Origin of the sequence: Bacillus sp. NPDC060175 (genome assembly GCF_042728695.1) — a bacterium.
In the GTDB taxonomy this organism is placed as follows: Bacteria; Bacillota; Bacilli; order Bacillales; family Bacillaceae_G; genus Bacillus_A.
This window is the reverse complement of record NZ_JBHWYR010000007.1, coordinates 60,646-75,402: the sequence shown is the minus strand read 5'-3', so window position 1 is coordinate 75,402 and position 14,757 is coordinate 60,646. Positions and strand designations below refer to the sequence as shown.

Annotated in this window: 16 protein-coding genes; 9 read left to right on the top strand and 7 right to left on the bottom strand. The window is 36.3% G+C overall.

Features of this window, described 5'->3' with window-relative positions; all coding sequences use genetic code 11:
* Positions 1–121 precede the first annotated feature (121 nt).
* The 5 genes from ACFWDE_RS06175 to ACFWDE_RS06155 all read right to left on the bottom strand — a co-directional run bounded on the left by ACFWDE_RS06175 (position 122) and on the right by ACFWDE_RS06155 (position 4,636).
* On the bottom strand, positions 122–1,981 hold the full coding sequence (locus tag ACFWDE_RS06175; protein WP_377890805.1) for an FtsX-like permease family protein: 1,860 nt from the start codon (positions 1,979–1,981) through the stop codon (positions 122–124).
* A 16-nt stretch (positions 1,982–1,997) separates the two neighbouring features.
* A complete protein-coding gene (locus ACFWDE_RS06170) occupies positions 1,998–2,759 on the bottom strand; it encodes an ABC transporter ATP-binding protein (protein WP_002067633.1) in 762 nt (253 codons plus the stop codon).
* Positions 2,760–2,990: 231 nt separating this feature from the next.
* Positions 2,991–4,013, bottom strand: a complete 1,023-nt coding sequence (locus ACFWDE_RS06165) for a DUF418 domain-containing protein (RefSeq protein WP_377890803.1) — start codon at positions 4,011–4,013, stop codon at positions 2,991–2,993.
* 194 nt (positions 4,014–4,207) lie between these two features.
* Positions 4,208–4,357: a hypothetical protein gene (locus tag ACFWDE_RS06160; protein ID WP_001129344.1), complete on the bottom strand. Its 150-nt coding sequence runs from the start codon at positions 4,355–4,357 to the stop codon at positions 4,208–4,210.
* 15 nt (positions 4,358–4,372) lie between these two features.
* Positions 4,373–4,636, bottom strand: coding sequence for a YtzC family protein (locus ACFWDE_RS06155; RefSeq protein WP_377890801.1), 264 nt, complete (start codon positions 4,634–4,636; stop codon positions 4,373–4,375).
* Between the two features lie 266 nt (positions 4,637–4,902).
* Here ACFWDE_RS06155 and mnmL point away from each other — a divergent pair, with 266 nt between their 5' ends.
* The 6 genes from mnmL to ACFWDE_RS06125 all read left to right on the top strand — a co-directional run bounded on the left by mnmL (position 4,903) and on the right by ACFWDE_RS06125 (position 10,254).
* The gene (gene mnmL / locus ACFWDE_RS06150; RefSeq protein ID WP_078184672.1) at positions 4,903–5,862 is read left to right on the top strand and encodes a tRNA modification radical SAM protein MnmL/YtqA; all 960 of its coding nucleotides are present in this window, start codon (positions 4,903–4,905) and stop codon (positions 5,860–5,862) included.
* Entirely contained in the window at positions 5,859–6,431 is a 573-nt protein-coding gene (gene mnmM / locus ACFWDE_RS06145; RefSeq protein WP_377890798.1) for a tRNA 5-(aminomethyl)-2-thiouridylate-methyltransferase MnmM, read from the top strand. The genes mnmL and mnmM overlap by 4 nt, the downstream gene beginning before the upstream one ends.
* Before the next feature lie 135 nt (positions 6,432–6,566).
* A complete protein-coding gene (locus ACFWDE_RS06140) occupies positions 6,567–7,400 on the top strand; it encodes an ABC transporter ATP-binding protein (RefSeq protein WP_377890796.1) in 834 nt (277 codons plus the stop codon).
* An 18-nt stretch (positions 7,401–7,418) separates the two neighbouring features.
* Positions 7,419–8,099, top strand: coding sequence for an ABC transporter permease (locus ACFWDE_RS06135; RefSeq protein WP_377890794.1), 681 nt, complete (start codon positions 7,419–7,421; stop codon positions 8,097–8,099).
* Between the two features lie 24 nt (positions 8,100–8,123).
* Positions 8,124–8,789: an aspartate/glutamate racemase family protein gene (locus ACFWDE_RS06130; RefSeq protein WP_377890792.1), complete on the top strand. Its 666-nt coding sequence runs from the start codon at positions 8,124–8,126 to the stop codon at positions 8,787–8,789.
* 163 nt (positions 8,790–8,952) lie between these two features.
* Entirely contained in the window at positions 8,953–10,254 is a 1,302-nt protein-coding gene (locus ACFWDE_RS06125; protein WP_377890790.1) for a PepSY-associated TM helix domain-containing protein, read from the top strand.
* A 34-nt stretch (positions 10,255–10,288) separates the two neighbouring features.
* Here the strand turns inward: ACFWDE_RS06125 and ACFWDE_RS06120 are convergent, their stop codons facing one another.
* Both ACFWDE_RS06120 and ACFWDE_RS06115 read right to left on the bottom strand, forming a co-directional pair.
* Positions 10,289–11,353, bottom strand: coding sequence for a tetraprenyl-beta-curcumene synthase family protein (locus ACFWDE_RS06120; RefSeq protein ID WP_377890788.1), 1,065 nt, complete (start codon positions 11,351–11,353; stop codon positions 10,289–10,291).
* A 40-nt stretch (positions 11,354–11,393) separates the two neighbouring features.
* Positions 11,394–12,197, bottom strand: coding sequence for an alpha/beta hydrolase (locus tag ACFWDE_RS06115; RefSeq protein ID WP_377890787.1), 804 nt, complete (start codon positions 12,195–12,197; stop codon positions 11,394–11,396).
* 74 nt (positions 12,198–12,271) lie between these two features.
* Here ACFWDE_RS06115 and ACFWDE_RS06110 point away from each other — a divergent pair, with 74 nt between their 5' ends.
* The 3 genes from ACFWDE_RS06110 (at position 12,272) to ACFWDE_RS06100 (ending at position 14,615) form a co-directional block, all read left to right on the top strand.
* Positions 12,272–12,784 (top strand): gamma carbonic anhydrase, encoded by a 513-nt coding sequence (locus tag ACFWDE_RS06110; RefSeq protein WP_002015678.1) that lies wholly within the window; start codon positions 12,272–12,274, stop codon positions 12,782–12,784.
* Between the two features lie 145 nt (positions 12,785–12,929).
* Positions 12,930–13,460 (top strand): phosphatase PAP2 family protein, encoded by a 531-nt coding sequence (locus tag ACFWDE_RS06105; RefSeq protein WP_377890784.1) that lies wholly within the window; start codon positions 12,930–12,932, stop codon positions 13,458–13,460.
* A gap of 12 nt (positions 13,461–13,472) precedes the next feature.
* Positions 13,473–14,615 (top strand): glycosyltransferase family 4 protein, encoded by a 1,143-nt coding sequence (locus tag ACFWDE_RS06100; RefSeq protein WP_377890782.1) that lies wholly within the window; start codon positions 13,473–13,475, stop codon positions 14,613–14,615.
* Positions 14,616–14,757 lie beyond the last annotated feature (142 nt).

The following is a 14,757-nucleotide window of genomic DNA, read 5'->3' as shown; positions in this document are numbered from 1 at the left end:
CATTTAGTTTATGTTACTTAATTATATTCTATAACACAATTAAGTAACATATCAACGTTTTTTATTATTTTTTCTGAAAATAATAAAAATACCGAGCACCCCCTGCTCGGTATTTTCGTTATTAATCTTCTTTTGGAAGAACAATTCCTTTATACAATTGAACTGTAATGAAGTAGTAAATTGCATAAATGACTACGAAAATTACAATCGGTACCCAAATACGGAAATACGGATCAACTAAAATGAAACCGAAAATATTCATACCAACTAATACGTGAGCAATACCCACAATTGCCGGGAATAGGAATACTAAGAATAACTCTTTATAAATAGATTTTGTTAATAATTCACGGCGCACACCGATTTTACGAAGCATTTGATAACGCGTAATATCTTTTGATGCACCAGAAAGAATTTTAAACATTAAGCAACTTGCCATCATCGCTAAGAAAGCAATTCCAAGGAAGAAGCCCATAAACACTGTTCCACTCGCAACACCGTAGAACATATCGTAAGCTTGATATTTACTGTTCATTCTTTCAGCCGTTACATTTTTATATTTATCTAGCTGCAACTCGTCAAGTTTTTTCCATTCTTTTGTGTATGTTAAAAAGTCATCTGTTTTTCCGATAAATGCTATACTTTCTTTACCATTTATCCCATCGTACATTTTTTGATCCACAATTTTAATTGCATGATCTTCGTATATATAATATGGCTGGATTGTACTAAAAGCATCAACCCATTCTCCTGGAAGTTCTTTAGCGTTCGCATCTTTTTCATTCATTTCTCTAGAAACTGCACCTACTGGTAGTTCCTCTGAAACTTTTTTCGTATTTACTAAATCCTTCATCGATTCCATATTTGCCATATCTTTTACTAAAGGACGATTGTTCTCTAAATCTTCTTTTACATAGTAAACGTATTTATCGTCAACTTTGTAACGATATTCATTTTTCTCTTTAAATGGAATACCATCTAAAATTTTCTTCTCTTCAGCTGTAGGATTATGAACAACTGAATCATATATTACTAAACCATCGACCATTTTTATAACGTTATTTTTAAACGCCATACCACCTGAAATTGCACCAGCTCCAAGAGCAACTAACATAGCTACTGTCGCAAGCACTTTCGTTAAACTATTAATACGGAAGTTTAATTGTGCAAATGTAAAAGCGTTAAGTCCTTTTTCACTACGTTTTTTATTACTTTTTAACTTTTTAATAGTAACTGGAAGAAGCGATCCAAACAGCATGTAAGTACCAGCTGTTGTTGTAATTAATGCTATTATAATTCCCATTTCTTTTAGTTTGTCCATATAAATCATTGATGCATAGCCAATGCCTAATAAAATAACCGCAAGGAATGCAACTAAACCTGTCATTTTTCCTTTTACTGCAACACGTTCTGTTTGTGCATCTGCATGTACAAGTTGCAGTACAGAAATACGCGATAACTTAATACTGTTCATAATTGCTGATAATACAAATAGTGCAAAGAAGAAGATGCAAGTAACAGTCATAGATGGCAGATAAAATGCTTTATAGCCTTCACCCGCAAATTCGAGTTGTTTCATTAATAACTGACCGATACCTTCTGCAAGTCCTACACCAACTGTAAGTCCAATCGCAAGAGACGCAGCACCTAATACGATTGTTTCAATAAACATAAGTAATGTAACTTTATGCTTTTTTGCTCCTAACATCATATACATACCAAACTCTTTTTGACGAAGAGATAATAAGAAAGAGTTCGCATATAAAATATAGAAGAAGGTTATTATTGCTAATAAAAATGAACCTGCTTGGAATACAAATCCGATAGACTTAATCACTGAATTAGATTCAATAAACGCTTTATTCAGCGCTAACGTTTGGAACATATAAAAAATTGAAATCGACATGACAAGACCGACAAGTAAGACGATATAATCTTTCAGCTTACTTTTTAGCCCTGACATGGAAAGTTTGAATAACATGCCAAAGTCTCCTTTCTTACGCTTTTTGTGTGCCTAAGTCTGCAAGCACATCTAAAATTTCTTTATAAAACTCTTCACGTGTACCACCGCGATGAATTTCTTTATATAGCTCACCATCTTGAATGAATAAAATACGCTGACAGTAACTTGCACTATATGGATCATGCGTAACCATCATAATAGATACGCCTTGTTCTTCATTTAAGTTTGTCATCGCATCAAGTAAACTTGCTGCATTTTTAGAATCAAGAGCTCCTGTTGGCTCGTCCCCTAAAATAATTGCAGGCTCATGCACAAGTGCACGCGCTGCTGCCGAACGCTGTTTCTGTCCACCAGATACTTCAGTTGGATACTTTTGAAGTATCTCTGAAATTCCTAACATATCCGCTACTTTCTCTACTTTCGGACCAATATTACGTGACGAGACACCTTGAAGTGAAAGTGGAAGTGCAATGTTCTCATAAATAGATAAGTTCTCTAATAAGTTGAAGTCTTGGAAGATGAATCCTAACTTTTGTGAGCGGAAATCAGAAAGCTCACCTTGCTTCATTTTCGTAATATCCGTTCCTGCAATTTCAACAACGCCACCTGTCGCCTTATCAAGCGTTGAAATTACATTTAACAATGTCGTTTTACCAGAACCAGAAGGTCCCATAATGCCAACAAACTCACCCTCTTGAATTGAGAATGAAACACCTTTTAACGCGTGTGATTGGTTCTCACCTTTTTTACCGTACACTTTTTGAACGTTTTTCACGTCTACAACTGGTTTCGTCATATATATCCTCCTACACTTGTTTTTCCATTACCTATTTTGCGCCTTTTGGAGGTGAACTGCTATTTATTAACATTACAATTACCTTACACTTTTGTAAGAAAAAAAACCGCTCATGTAAGCTCCGTCTTTTATTACCCTTAGCAAATGAAATGCTATTGGCGATTTTCAAAATATATCGATTCACTGACAATAGTAAAAGGCTGTTCCACTTGGAACAGCCCCTTCCTACTCTTATTTCTTTAAAGGTGTTACCGTCCAATACGTAATAACACGCCAGATCCATTCTAATGGACCCATTTTAAAGATTTTCATCCAAATCATACTGAAAATAATTTGAATGGCATAAATTGCGATACATACATATAACGTTTGCATATATGTTAAATTACCTGCAAAGTTAAACACACTACCTGCAATTAAAATCATTGCAGTTTGTCCGATATAATTTGTTAAAGCCATACGGCCGTAGTACTTCAGTGGTGCTAACAATGTTTGAACTGGTTTTAATTGAAGTAATAAAATTAATGCTCCGACATAGAAAGCTGAAATTACTGGTCCAACTGTAACACCAATTTTTAAAAATTGGCCTGCAGCATCCATTGTCCCATCCTCATTCATGAGTATCATATTTACAAATGGATTAGCAGGAACATGCCCATATTGATACCATAAAGCTACCACACTTAAAACAAACATAACGCCTGTAAAAATAGCCACTTGTTTTATTTTCGCTGAAAGATTTTCAAATACTTTGTACTGTCCTGCAGCAAGACCTAATAAAATTAAACCTACAGGTAATAATTCCTTAGCTGCCATAATACTAAAAGTCACTGTAAGAATAAGACCGATTACTAAATTTATTTGCTTCTTCACTTTATAAAACGGCAAAGTGACTAATCCACAAACTGCGTATAATGCTAGTGCTTCCCCCGGCTGAAACATTTGATGAATCAAACCAAAAATAAATAGTGCAACTAAACGACGTAAAAATAGAACATATCCATTTTTCCCTTTCGCAATTGCTCTTGTAATGAAGATATAGAATCCTACTCCAAATAAGAAGGAAAAGATTGAGAAGAAACGACCTTCTACAAATAAGTATAGAAACCTTTGATAACTTGCATCTACTGTATTAGGATCTGGAATTTTAATATTAAGTAGTGCAAGAATATTTACTAAAATAATCCCCAGTAATGCGAAGCCACGAATGTAATCTAACTCATCAATTCGTTTGTTTGTAATATTGTTCCCCATAATGCAACTCCTTGTCCTAAATTAAATCCTCTCTTACTTTACTGGAAAAGTAAGCTTACAACTATCGACAAACCTTACAAAAATCTTACGTTATTGTCATATAGTAAAATATAAAATCAGTGTGGAAGCAGTCCATCTCGCACTAATCGGACGTTTGCAGAGCAAAATAAAACCAGGTCATATTGCGACCTGGTTTACTCTGATTGCTTCGATTTTTGAGGTTGTCCTTTTTTACTATTACGCTGTTTCACTTGAACAACCGGATCAAGTTCATTTGAAAATTCAGCGTTATGTCCATTTTGTGTTTTTTGCTCTGGATTATTTTGATCTGAACGTTTCGCCATTACATTCACTCCTTATTAGTGCGGTGTAATAATCATTTGATGTTGCAGTTGGCGAATTGCCATACGTGCTCTATTTAACTGTTCGCGTTGCTCATCATTCGCATGTTGTTGCATCGTTTGTAAATCATTATATGCTTGCTCTAATTGCAACTGCGCATCTGAATACTCCATCGTATTGTAATGCTCTTGTTTCATACCTTGGTCTAATTGTTCTTTCGCATATTCCACCGCTTGTTCCGCTTGTGTAATATACGATTCAAGTGATTGACGCTCTGCCATAATTGTCCCTCCTTGCTTCAATTCCCCTTTAGTGTGTCCCTTCCATCTGAACCTTATGAGTATGTTATAATGGATTTTGTTTCATCCCGCTATTTGCGGGCAGTAAGACCCCCCACCTCAAAATTTGGATGAAACAAAAAAGATAGGTGGGAGCCCTGCTGCCCGTAAACGCCCGATTGGTGAGGGCTAATAATCAGTGGGAATGGACAAAACACCCCACTGATTAAAGTTTCACTTTATTTTGACTCGTCTTAGGAGGGAAAGTAATGAAGGTTCAAAACCCTTTTCCATATACAAACGACAATAAACGTTATCATACATGGAATTACCACTTACGAAATGAATTTGGTGAAAAAATCTTTAAAGTTTCATTAGATGCTGGCTTCGATTGCCCGAACCGTGACGGTACAGTTGCTTACGGAGGCTGTACATTTTGCAGTGCTGCTGGATCTGGTGACTTCGCTGGCGATCGCCGCGATGATGTTATAAAGCAATATCATGAAATGAAAGAAAAAATGCGCTCAAAGTGGAAAGACGGAAAATGTATCGCTTATTTCCAGGCGTACACAAATACACATGCTCCACTTGAAGTGTTAAAAGAAAAATTCGAACCGCTTCTAGCAGAAAAAGACGTTGTCGGTCTTTCTATCGCAACTCGTCCAGATTGCTTACCTGACGATGTCGTTGAATATTTAGCGGACTTAAATAAACGCACGTACCTTTGGGTCGAGCTCGGACTACAAACTGTTCACGAACGTACTGCAAATCTTATTAATCGTGCTCATGATTATCCATCTTACGTGGAAGGCGTAAATAAATTACGCAAACATGGCATTAGAGTTTGCTCTCATATTATTAACGGTCTGCCCCTTGAAGATTACGACATGATGATGGAAACAACTCGTGAAGTTGCAAAACTTGACGTACAAGGAATTAAAATTCATTTGCTTCATTTATTAAAAGGAACGCCAATGGTAAAGCAATATGAAAAAGGACAACTAGAATTCCTTTCTCTTGAAGATTACGTAAGTCTCGTTGTTGACCAACTTGAAATTATTCCAGAAGACGTAATTGTGCACCGCATCACAGGTGACGGTCCACCTGATTTAATGATTGGCCCAATGTGGAGCTTAAATAAATGGGAAGTATTAAATTCCATCGATGCAGAATTTGTACGCCGCGGAAGCTGGCAAGGAAAATATGCAAATGAGGAGAAACAAAAATGAAATTAGAACGTGTATTACCGTTTGCTCGCTCGCTGCTGCAAACGGCAGTAAAAGAAGGCGATTACGCAGTAGATGCAACGCTTGGCAATGGACATGACACTTGCTTCCTAGCTGAAATCGTTGGGGATAACGGAAAAGTATTTGGATTTGATATTCAAAAAGAAGCAATCGAAAGCTCTACGATCCGCCTAAAAGAAAAAGAACTTTTCGAACGCACTGTTTTAGTTCACGACAGTCACGACACACTCTTATCCGTACTACCAGAAGACGCAACAGGAAAAGTAACAGGCGCAATCTTCAACTTAGGTTACCTTCCTGGCGGTGACAAACATATCGTCACAAAACCGAACTCAACACTCTCGGCTATCGAACAATTACTAGGCGTAATGGCACCGGAAGGTATCATCGTCCTTGTTATTTATCACGGTCATCCAGAAGGACAAGTAGAACGCGACGCTGTTCTCAAATTTGCAGAAGAACTAGATCAAAAACAAGCTCACGTTTTACGATACGGCTTCATTAACCAGCAAAATAACCCGCCATTTATTGTGGCGATTGAGAAACGATAATATATCAACGATTTTGCCGATATATCGATTGTTCGACAAAATATATCAAAAAAAGACGTGCACTCATTGCACGTCTTTTTCTTATTCTCCTATATAATGGATGTATACAATATTTGAAGAAAGAAGGATAGAACTTTGCTAGTAGAACTAAGGGGAATTCAAAAGAAGTACGGCAAATCACTCATACTAGACAACATCGATTTATCCATTCCCGAAGGAGAAGCACTCGCTATTATTGGCGGGAACGGAACTGGAAAAAGCACTTTGCTCAAAATAATTGCAGGTTTTATTTCACCTACGGCAGGGACACTTCAAAGAATAGAACATATACAAATCGGTTATGTACCTGAGCATTTTCCTGAAGGGATTCGTTTTACATTAGAGGATTATTTATATCATCTTGGCCACATTCATGGTTTATCAACAAAATACTTAAGAAATAAAATTCCGATGCTCCTTGAATCTTTTCACTTACATCACGCAAGGCATTCCGTTGTACGAAACTTTTCAAAAGGTATGAAACAAAAAACAGGTATTATGCAAGCATTACTTACGGACGTCCATTTATTAATTTTAGATGAACCCCTTTCTGGGCTCGATCCTAACTCTCAGCAAGAACTAGAGCATATTTTGCTCTCACTAAAACAACAAGGCATATCTGTACTCTTCACATGTCACGAAAAACAATTACTAGAAAACTTCGCCGATAGAATTGTGACGCTAGCTAATCATACAATTACGGAAGATACCTTTGTGCAAAAATCAACAGAACAAGTCTATATTGAGGCAATCGTTCACGAAACATTTTCAGCAATAGAACTACAACAACAATCCGGATTTATACATGTTACACACAATTCAAATCAAAACCTCATTCAATTACAAATCGAAAAAGATTATACAAACGACATACTTCAGTTTTTATTACATAAAAAAGCATCTATCACACTGCTACAACCTAATTTTTAAATCGAAAGAAGGTTTATTATGTTTGCGCTTATTCGTTATCATTTTCTCGATTACACAAAATCGTATAAGTACATTCCTCCTATTGTGATGTACTTTGTAAGCTTACTTTTTGTATATACATATAAGCCGGCTCCTATTGTACCGACATATTTAGAAACAGCACTTGCACTTTATTTATTATCTGCCTGGATTACGGTCACGATTTTTCATACTGAAGACCCTGTGCAGGAACAAATCACTATTTCACATACAAATAATATTTCGGCATTATACGTTGGTAAATATATTACGGCTCTTCTCATTTGTACTGTATTATCTTTTATATCCATAATCTATCCAATTTTTCTGCAAATGTTTAATGAAAAAATGACAGCTTCTTTATTTCTAGTCGGATTTCTCGCCCACATGTCTTTCTCTATACTAGGAATTTCAATCGCAACATTATTTACAAGAAATATTATGCAAAAAGCAAGCACAGCTTGGCTTAGTCTTACATTTATATTACTTATAACGATCGCCTCAATTCGGTTCAAAAAAGAGTTACTATGGTTTTTACCACCTGTCGAAAGCTTTCTAATGCTTGGACAATACAAATATAATATACTTACTCACACTTTATGGCTCACAGCTTGGGCTATCGTCTATTCATTTTTATTACTTACTTTATTTCTTTTTCTCATTCGCAAAAAACGTTTTTAATTACATATTAAAGGAGACGAAACAATGATCGGAATACTAGCAGGAATGGGGCCAAAATCAACTGGACCATTCGTCGATACAGTTGTAGCACACTGCCAAATAACATACGGAGCAAAGCATGATATGGACTTTCCTCATATGATGCTTTATTCGTGCCCAACACCGTTTTATATGGATCGTCCTATTGATCATGCGGCGATGAAAAAAGCGATTATTGAAGGAGCACAAAAACTTGAAAGTACTGGCGTAGACTTCATTGCTATGCCGTGTAATACAGCACATCTTTATTTCGAGGAATTACAGTGTTCCATCTCCATTCCTATTTTGAATATAGTCGATGAGACGTTACAAACAATTCCTGAAAATACAAAAAGAGTTGCTCTTCTCGCAACAGAAGCAACTGTTCAAGCTGGTATTTACCAAGACGGGATTGCAAAGCGCAATATAGAGTACATTCATAATGAAAAATGGCAGACAATGATTAATCAAATTATTACTTGTATTAAATCTGGAGAAGTTGAAGAAGCTCGTAAATTATGGAGTGTACTTGTTTTACAGTTGAAAGATGAAGTAGATACCGCTATTATCGCATGTACTGATTTGAATGTCGTGGCGAGTGAGGACTTTGTCGATTCCGCTCAATGTCTTGCTCAGGCAGTTGTTAAAATGTACTTATCAAATACAAAGTGATCTTCATAAGCATAGAAAACATCCCTTTTGAAATGCGTTTTATGTTTGATAAAAATCCCCAAAACTTTTAACTTTCTTCACAATTCTTTCAAATTAATCACACTTAATCTCGCTATATTAAATAAGTAGTTATTCATATAGGGAAGGTTAGGGGAACTGAAGTATGAAACAAAATCGTTCGCTTCATTACATTTTTTGGAGGTGGCATTTTTACGCTGGGCTTTTTATTACACCACTTCTTATTACTTTATCACTTAGCGGCATTGGGTATTTATTTCGGGAAGAAGTTGAAGATTTCATCTATAAAGATTTATATTTTGGGAAGAGCGTCCAAACAGAATCTATTTCGATGTCTGATTCGCTTTTCTTAACAGAGAAAAAATATCCACATTATAGTGTGGCGAAAATTAGTGAGTTTAATGGGGATTATAATACAAGACTTACAATTGCAAATGAATATACTGGGCAACAAAAGTATGTATATTTAGATGGCAATAATCAAATTGTCGGGGATCAAAACGCAAGTGAAACGTTTGCGAATATAATGCGGGAATTACATAGCTCTCTTTTAGTTGGTGGTACTGTCGTCAACTATATTGTAGAACTCGCGGCGTGCTGGACAATCTTTTTAATTGTGACTGGGTTGTATATGAGTATACGCCAATTTAAAAACACACCGTCATCCAATAAGCGAGAAAAAGCAAAACGACGTCATTCTATTATCGGCATTATATTTACAATTCCTCTCGTTCTGCTAGTCGCATCTGGGTTGCCATGGTCAGGATTTATGGGCAACCAAATTTATAAACTTGCAGCGTCAAATGAATCGCTCGGATATCCAAAATTGTATATGGCACCACCTGAATCAAAAGTAAAAGAATTGCCATGGGCAACAAGAAAAGAAGCTCCTCCTGAATCTAATTCAAATGAGCCAAAAGCAATTTCAGTTGATGAATTACAAAAAGGCATTGAAATAAAAAAGCCATACGTTATCTCACTACCGACTGATCCAAAAGGTGTATTCACTGTTTCGAAATCGAGCGGTTCTGGTATTACGGGTATGCACGTGGCACCAAATGAAGAAATAACAGCTTACTTTGATCAATATAACGGAGAACTAATTTCAAAAACGGACTATCGTGATTATGGATTATTTGCACAATGGTTCACTTACGGTATCCCGCTTCATGAAGGACATTTATTCGGATGGCCTAATAAAATATTATGCTTACTAACGACGTTATCTTTATTACTTCTCATCTATTACGGAGTAAAAATGTGGTTAGCAAGAAAACCGAAAGGCAAATTAGCTGCACCTCCTAAACAAAGAGATAAGAAAAGCACATTCGTTTTCATTATCATGATGGTTATACTGGGCGCTGCCATGCCTTTATTCGGACTATCTGTTTTAGTTATTTTCGCAATTGAACTTCTCATATACGTATTTTCCAAAATACGATCATAATAAAAAAACCACTCTATTTGAGTGGTTTTCTTCATCACTGCGCCATTTTCTTTCGGTACATCTTCCCGTTCCAGTAGAAGAATCGTGAAGTGAGGCCTCCGTATTTCACAATGCGCCGTGCCATTTTGTGCATATTCTTTTGTGCTGATACTTTTTGGTCTGATAAATAAATACCAAGTAATCCTCGGCTTATTAGACGATGAAACTTCGCATGAGGCAAATCACCAATGCTCTTCTCTGCTTCTTCTACAAAATGTTTCATACGATCTAATATGGCTTGCTCGTTTTCATAATAACTACAGAAATTCAAATCCCCGCCTATACGATCTTCTTCTTGATCGATGAAATAATCAAGTAAGATGTGAAGTCCTTGAACGTAAGGAAAGTATCCTTGTCTAATTTTCGCAATATCTTCATCATGTAATTCATCATGAAATGCATATGCTACAAGACAGAAAATTCCAAGCGTAGAACCTGCACATGCTGAAAACTCAAACCAACTCATCGGTGGTAAGTTTTCTTTATGAGCTTCAAACCATGTTTTCAGGCGTGGTTCTCTTTCTTCTAATTTCACGTGTTTATGAATTTGCAAATCACAATAATAACAAGCAAGCTCATGAAGAACAGGAGCAATTTTGTCATAGTGCTTCGTTTTCTTTAAAACATCTTGGCATGTTTCAACAAGTTCGTCTAAATAACCACCATCATCTTGATCATCACGGTAACGATAATAATTACCGCCACCTTCCACTTCAGGACTTAATGCCATTACCATCGACTCATGAAGAGCCGCAAAGTCTTTCGGATCAAGTGATGTACTACGGTCACATAAATTATCCAAATAGTCGCTAATCGTTTGATATGCTACGATAAAACGAATACATTCCTCTCGATGTTCATTTGCTAGCAGCGCTAAAATGCCACCGCCCTCGCAATGAAACGTTTTATTCTCAATACTTGCGATCGCTTGACTATGAAGCTCGTCATTCGGAATATGGTAGGCACGCTCTTTCCACATCGCTAGCTCATGGTGTACAACCGGAAACACATCACGGTATACTTTCGCCATGAGCGTTATGGGATTACTCGGTACGTTCACTTCTTCCTTCATCTCCTCTGTTAAATGTACAAATAATGATTTATTTGTTTGTTTTTACTATATTATTGATATGAATTTCAGTAAATGACTGAATATAATTCAAAATTTCATCACGCTCATACTCATTTAATAACTCATGATAACAATTAGGCCATTCTTTATATGCCTTATCACTAATTTTAACATTATCAAACCACATGCGGACACGTGTTTTATCTACAAGTTTATCCTCACACGCCTGCATTAGCAAGAGTGGAACATCTGGAAAATCAACTATTTTCTCATGAGCAATCTCGATAGACTTAATTAATTCACTATACCAACGTACTGATACTTTGCGCAAGAACAATGAATCATTCTCCATCGCATCCCTCACTTCATGGTTACGAGTTGACATTTCTACAGTGAGATTTGTTGTAAATTGCAATTTGGGAGCAACGACATTTAATATTTTTGAAGCAGCACGAAGCGGAGCAGAAGGTGCAGCCAATACTCCTAAACAAGGCGAGCTTAATACAATCCCATCTATGTCCTCTCTTTTCGTTTCTTGCATCATACGAATAACGACAAGTCCTCCCATACTATGACCAAATAAAAAAATAGGCAATCTATATTTTCTTGCTTCTTTCACCCATAACTTTATTTCCTCTATGTATTCATCAAATGAATCGATATGTCCTCTATTTCTTGAAGTCGTTCCGTGTGCTGGAAGATCCCCCATAACGACGTGATAACCGATATGATTCCACATTTCTGCAACTGCCTCATAACGCCCATGATATTCCATAGCACCATGCACTATAATAATGACGGCTTTCGCTTCCTCCGCTTCATAGTTCCACATACGAAACTCCCCCATTTCACTCTTTTTCATAATTTGATACACTAAAACTAGTCTCTAGGAAAGGAAGGCTTTACATGATATATCCTTACAAAGAAAAAAATCCGAAAATTGCGAGTAGTGCTTTTATCGCTGACTATGTTACCATTACAGGCGATGTGACAATTGGCGAAGAATCTAGCATTTGGTTTAATACAGTCATCCGCGGTGATGTATCACCAACGATAATTGGAAATAGAGTAAATGTACAAGATCAATGTACACTTCACCAAAGCCCCCAGTATCCTCTTATTTTAGAAGATGATGTTACCGTTGGGCATCAAGTTATTTTACATAGCTGCAAAATTGAAAAAGATGCTTTAATTGGAATGGGATCTATTATATTAGATGGCGCTGAAATTGGTGAAGGAGCTTTCATCGGTGCTGGTAGTCTCGTTTCACAAGGAAAGAAAATCCCTCCTAATACGTTAGCTTTCGGTCGTCCTGCTAAGGTCATTCGTGAATTAACAGAAGAAGACCGTAAAGATATGGAACGTATCCGCACACAATACGTTGAAAAAGGACAATATTATAAATCGTTACAAAAATGATTTTATCGCTGCCATAAGACTGGCAGCTTTTTTTATGAAAAAATCTAACTTTTTCTTTACAAAACATTATTATTCCCTCAATAAAATCTTATTAAAATAGAAGTTAATAACTCCATATATATGTAAATGAGGGAGGAAAAATCTCATGAAGGTCAGTGAACTATATAAAATAGAATGTTACATTTTCAAAGGAATTAATCGCTACTTTGATCAAAAAACATTAAACATCTTTTTCAGCAATATTACCCATATCGGTGGTGCAAGTTTTTCCATTGCACTTACCCTATTCTTTTTAATTTTCGCAACAGGGAATTTGCATCAAGCTGCAATTGCAACTGCTATTTCTTTAACAATTAGCCATATTCCTGTACAAATCTTAAAAAGGTGGTATCCACGAAAACGTCCATATTTGACAATTCAAGATGCGAAATATCCAATTCATCCATTAAAAGATCATTCTTTTCCATCCGGACATACAACGGCTGTTTTCTCTGTCCTCATTCCATTTATTTGCTATAATCCAAGCTTGCTTGCTTTTCTATTACCACTAGCGCTATGCGTCGGTATTTCCCGTATTTATTTAGGGCTTCATTATCCGTCAGATGTATTTGTAGGCATGTGCCTTGGCACTTGCTCTGGCATCATCTCTTTTTATCAACTCATTCCACTCATGTAAAGGAGCGATATGATGAGAGTCGCCATATTTACCGATACATTTACACCACAAGTCAACGGTGTGGCGAAAACTTTGGAACGTTTAACTAAATATTTTCAAAGAGAAAATATCGCCTATTCTGTTTTCGCCCCTCAGCATACGGCAGAAGATAATTTCGTAGCGAATGTGAACAAAATGAGAAGTATCCCGTTAACAATATTATATCCAGAATGTCGCTTTTCTTTTCCTACTCCGCGTATTAAACGGGAACTTCTTGCCTTTAAACCTGATATCATTCACATTGCCACACCTTTCAACATGGGACTTTGCGGGTTATATTATGCAAAAAAGTTGAACATCCCTGTTGTCGGTTCTTATCATACTGATTTCGACGCCTATTTACGCTATTACAAAATCGAATTCCTCTCTAACATGCTATGGAACTATTTAAGTTGGTTTCATAGTCATATGCAAAAAAACTTTGTTCCTTCTCCTGAAACATTACATCAATTAAAGAAAAAAGGATTTCAGGCCCTCTATATTTGGGGACGTGGTGTAGATTGTACTCTCTTTCATCCAACTTACAATAAAGACCTATTCCGAAAAAAATATAATATTACAGCGAAATATATTCTTTCCTACGTCGGACGCCTTGCTCCTGAAAAAGATATTGATACATTGCAAGATCTTATTGTTAAAACTACACATGCTCGGAGCGATATTCATTGGCTCATCGCTGGAGACGGTCCTCTTGCAAAAACTTTGCGTGAAAATGTGCCAAAAACAAATGTAACCTTTACTGGATATTTACAAGGTGAGGATTTAGCTGAAGCTTATGCTTCTTCCGATTTAATGGTATTTCCATCTGCTACTGAAACATTTGGGAACGTCGTACTTGAATCACTGGCATGTGGTACACCTGTCATTGGTGCAAATAGTGGCGGGGTTAAAAATATTATTATAGATGGAAAAACTGGAGTTCTTTGTCCGCCCAAAAATGCGGATTCATTTCTATCCTCCATTTATTCTTTATTGCAAAACGAAGAGCAACTTATGCAAATGGGAATAGTGGCTTCGTCTTATGCAAAATCAAAAAGCTGGGATGAGATCTTCCGTGGCTTACTTAATCAATATGAAACAGTCCTTCAGCACACCGCATCAGAATTACTCGCTTAAACAGAAAAACTCCCTTCAAAAAAACGAAGGGAGTTTATTACACAATTATAAAATTTCGTTTACTAAATGATACATAAGGTGAAATATCACTTTATTTCTATATTCATTATATCAAAAAGATACATAACTAAATAGACTTGTA

Coding starts and splice junctions, on each gene's coding strand:
- ACFWDE_RS06115 (WP_377890787.1), bottom strand. CDS start 12,197: ATGTGGAACTATGAAGCGGAGGAAGCGAAAGCCGTCATTATTATAGTG.
- ACFWDE_RS06175 (WP_377890805.1), bottom strand. CDS start 1,981: ATGTTATTCAAACTTTCCATGTCAGGGCTAAAAAGTAAGCTGAAAGAT.
- ACFWDE_RS06130 (WP_377890792.1), top strand. CDS start 8,124: ATGATCGGAATACTAGCAGGAATGGGGCCAAAATCAACTGGACCATTC.
- ACFWDE_RS06135 (WP_377890794.1), top strand. CDS start 7,419: ATGTTTGCGCTTATTCGTTATCATTTTCTCGATTACACAAAATCGTAT.
- ACFWDE_RS06160 (WP_001129344.1), bottom strand. CDS start 4,357: ATGGCGAAACGTTCAGATCAAAATAATCCAGAGCAAAAAACACAAAAT.
- ACFWDE_RS06170 (WP_002067633.1), bottom strand. CDS start 2,759: ATGACGAAACCAGTTGTAGACGTGAAAAACGTTCAAAAAGTGTACGGT.
- ACFWDE_RS06110 (WP_002015678.1), top strand. CDS start 12,272: ATGATATATCCTTACAAAGAAAAAAATCCGAAAATTGCGAGTAGTGCT.
- ACFWDE_RS06155 (WP_377890801.1), bottom strand. CDS start 4,636: ATGGCAGAGCGTCAATCACTTGAATCGTATATTACACAAGCGGAACAA.
- ACFWDE_RS06100 (WP_377890782.1), top strand. CDS start 13,473: ATGAGAGTCGCCATATTTACCGATACATTTACACCACAAGTCAACGGT.
- ACFWDE_RS06165 (WP_377890803.1), bottom strand. CDS start 4,013: ATGGGGAACAATATTACAAACAAACGAATTGATGAGTTAGATTACATT.
- mnmL (WP_078184672.1), top strand. CDS start 4,903: ATGAAGGTTCAAAACCCTTTTCCATATACAAACGACAATAAACGTTAT.
- ACFWDE_RS06105 (WP_377890784.1), top strand. CDS start 12,930: ATGAAGGTCAGTGAACTATATAAAATAGAATGTTACATTTTCAAAGGA.
- mnmM (WP_377890798.1), top strand. CDS start 5,859: ATGAAATTAGAACGTGTATTACCGTTTGCTCGCTCGCTGCTGCAAACG.
- ACFWDE_RS06125 (WP_377890790.1), top strand. CDS start 8,953: ATGAAACAAAATCGTTCGCTTCATTACATTTTTTGGAGGTGGCATTTT.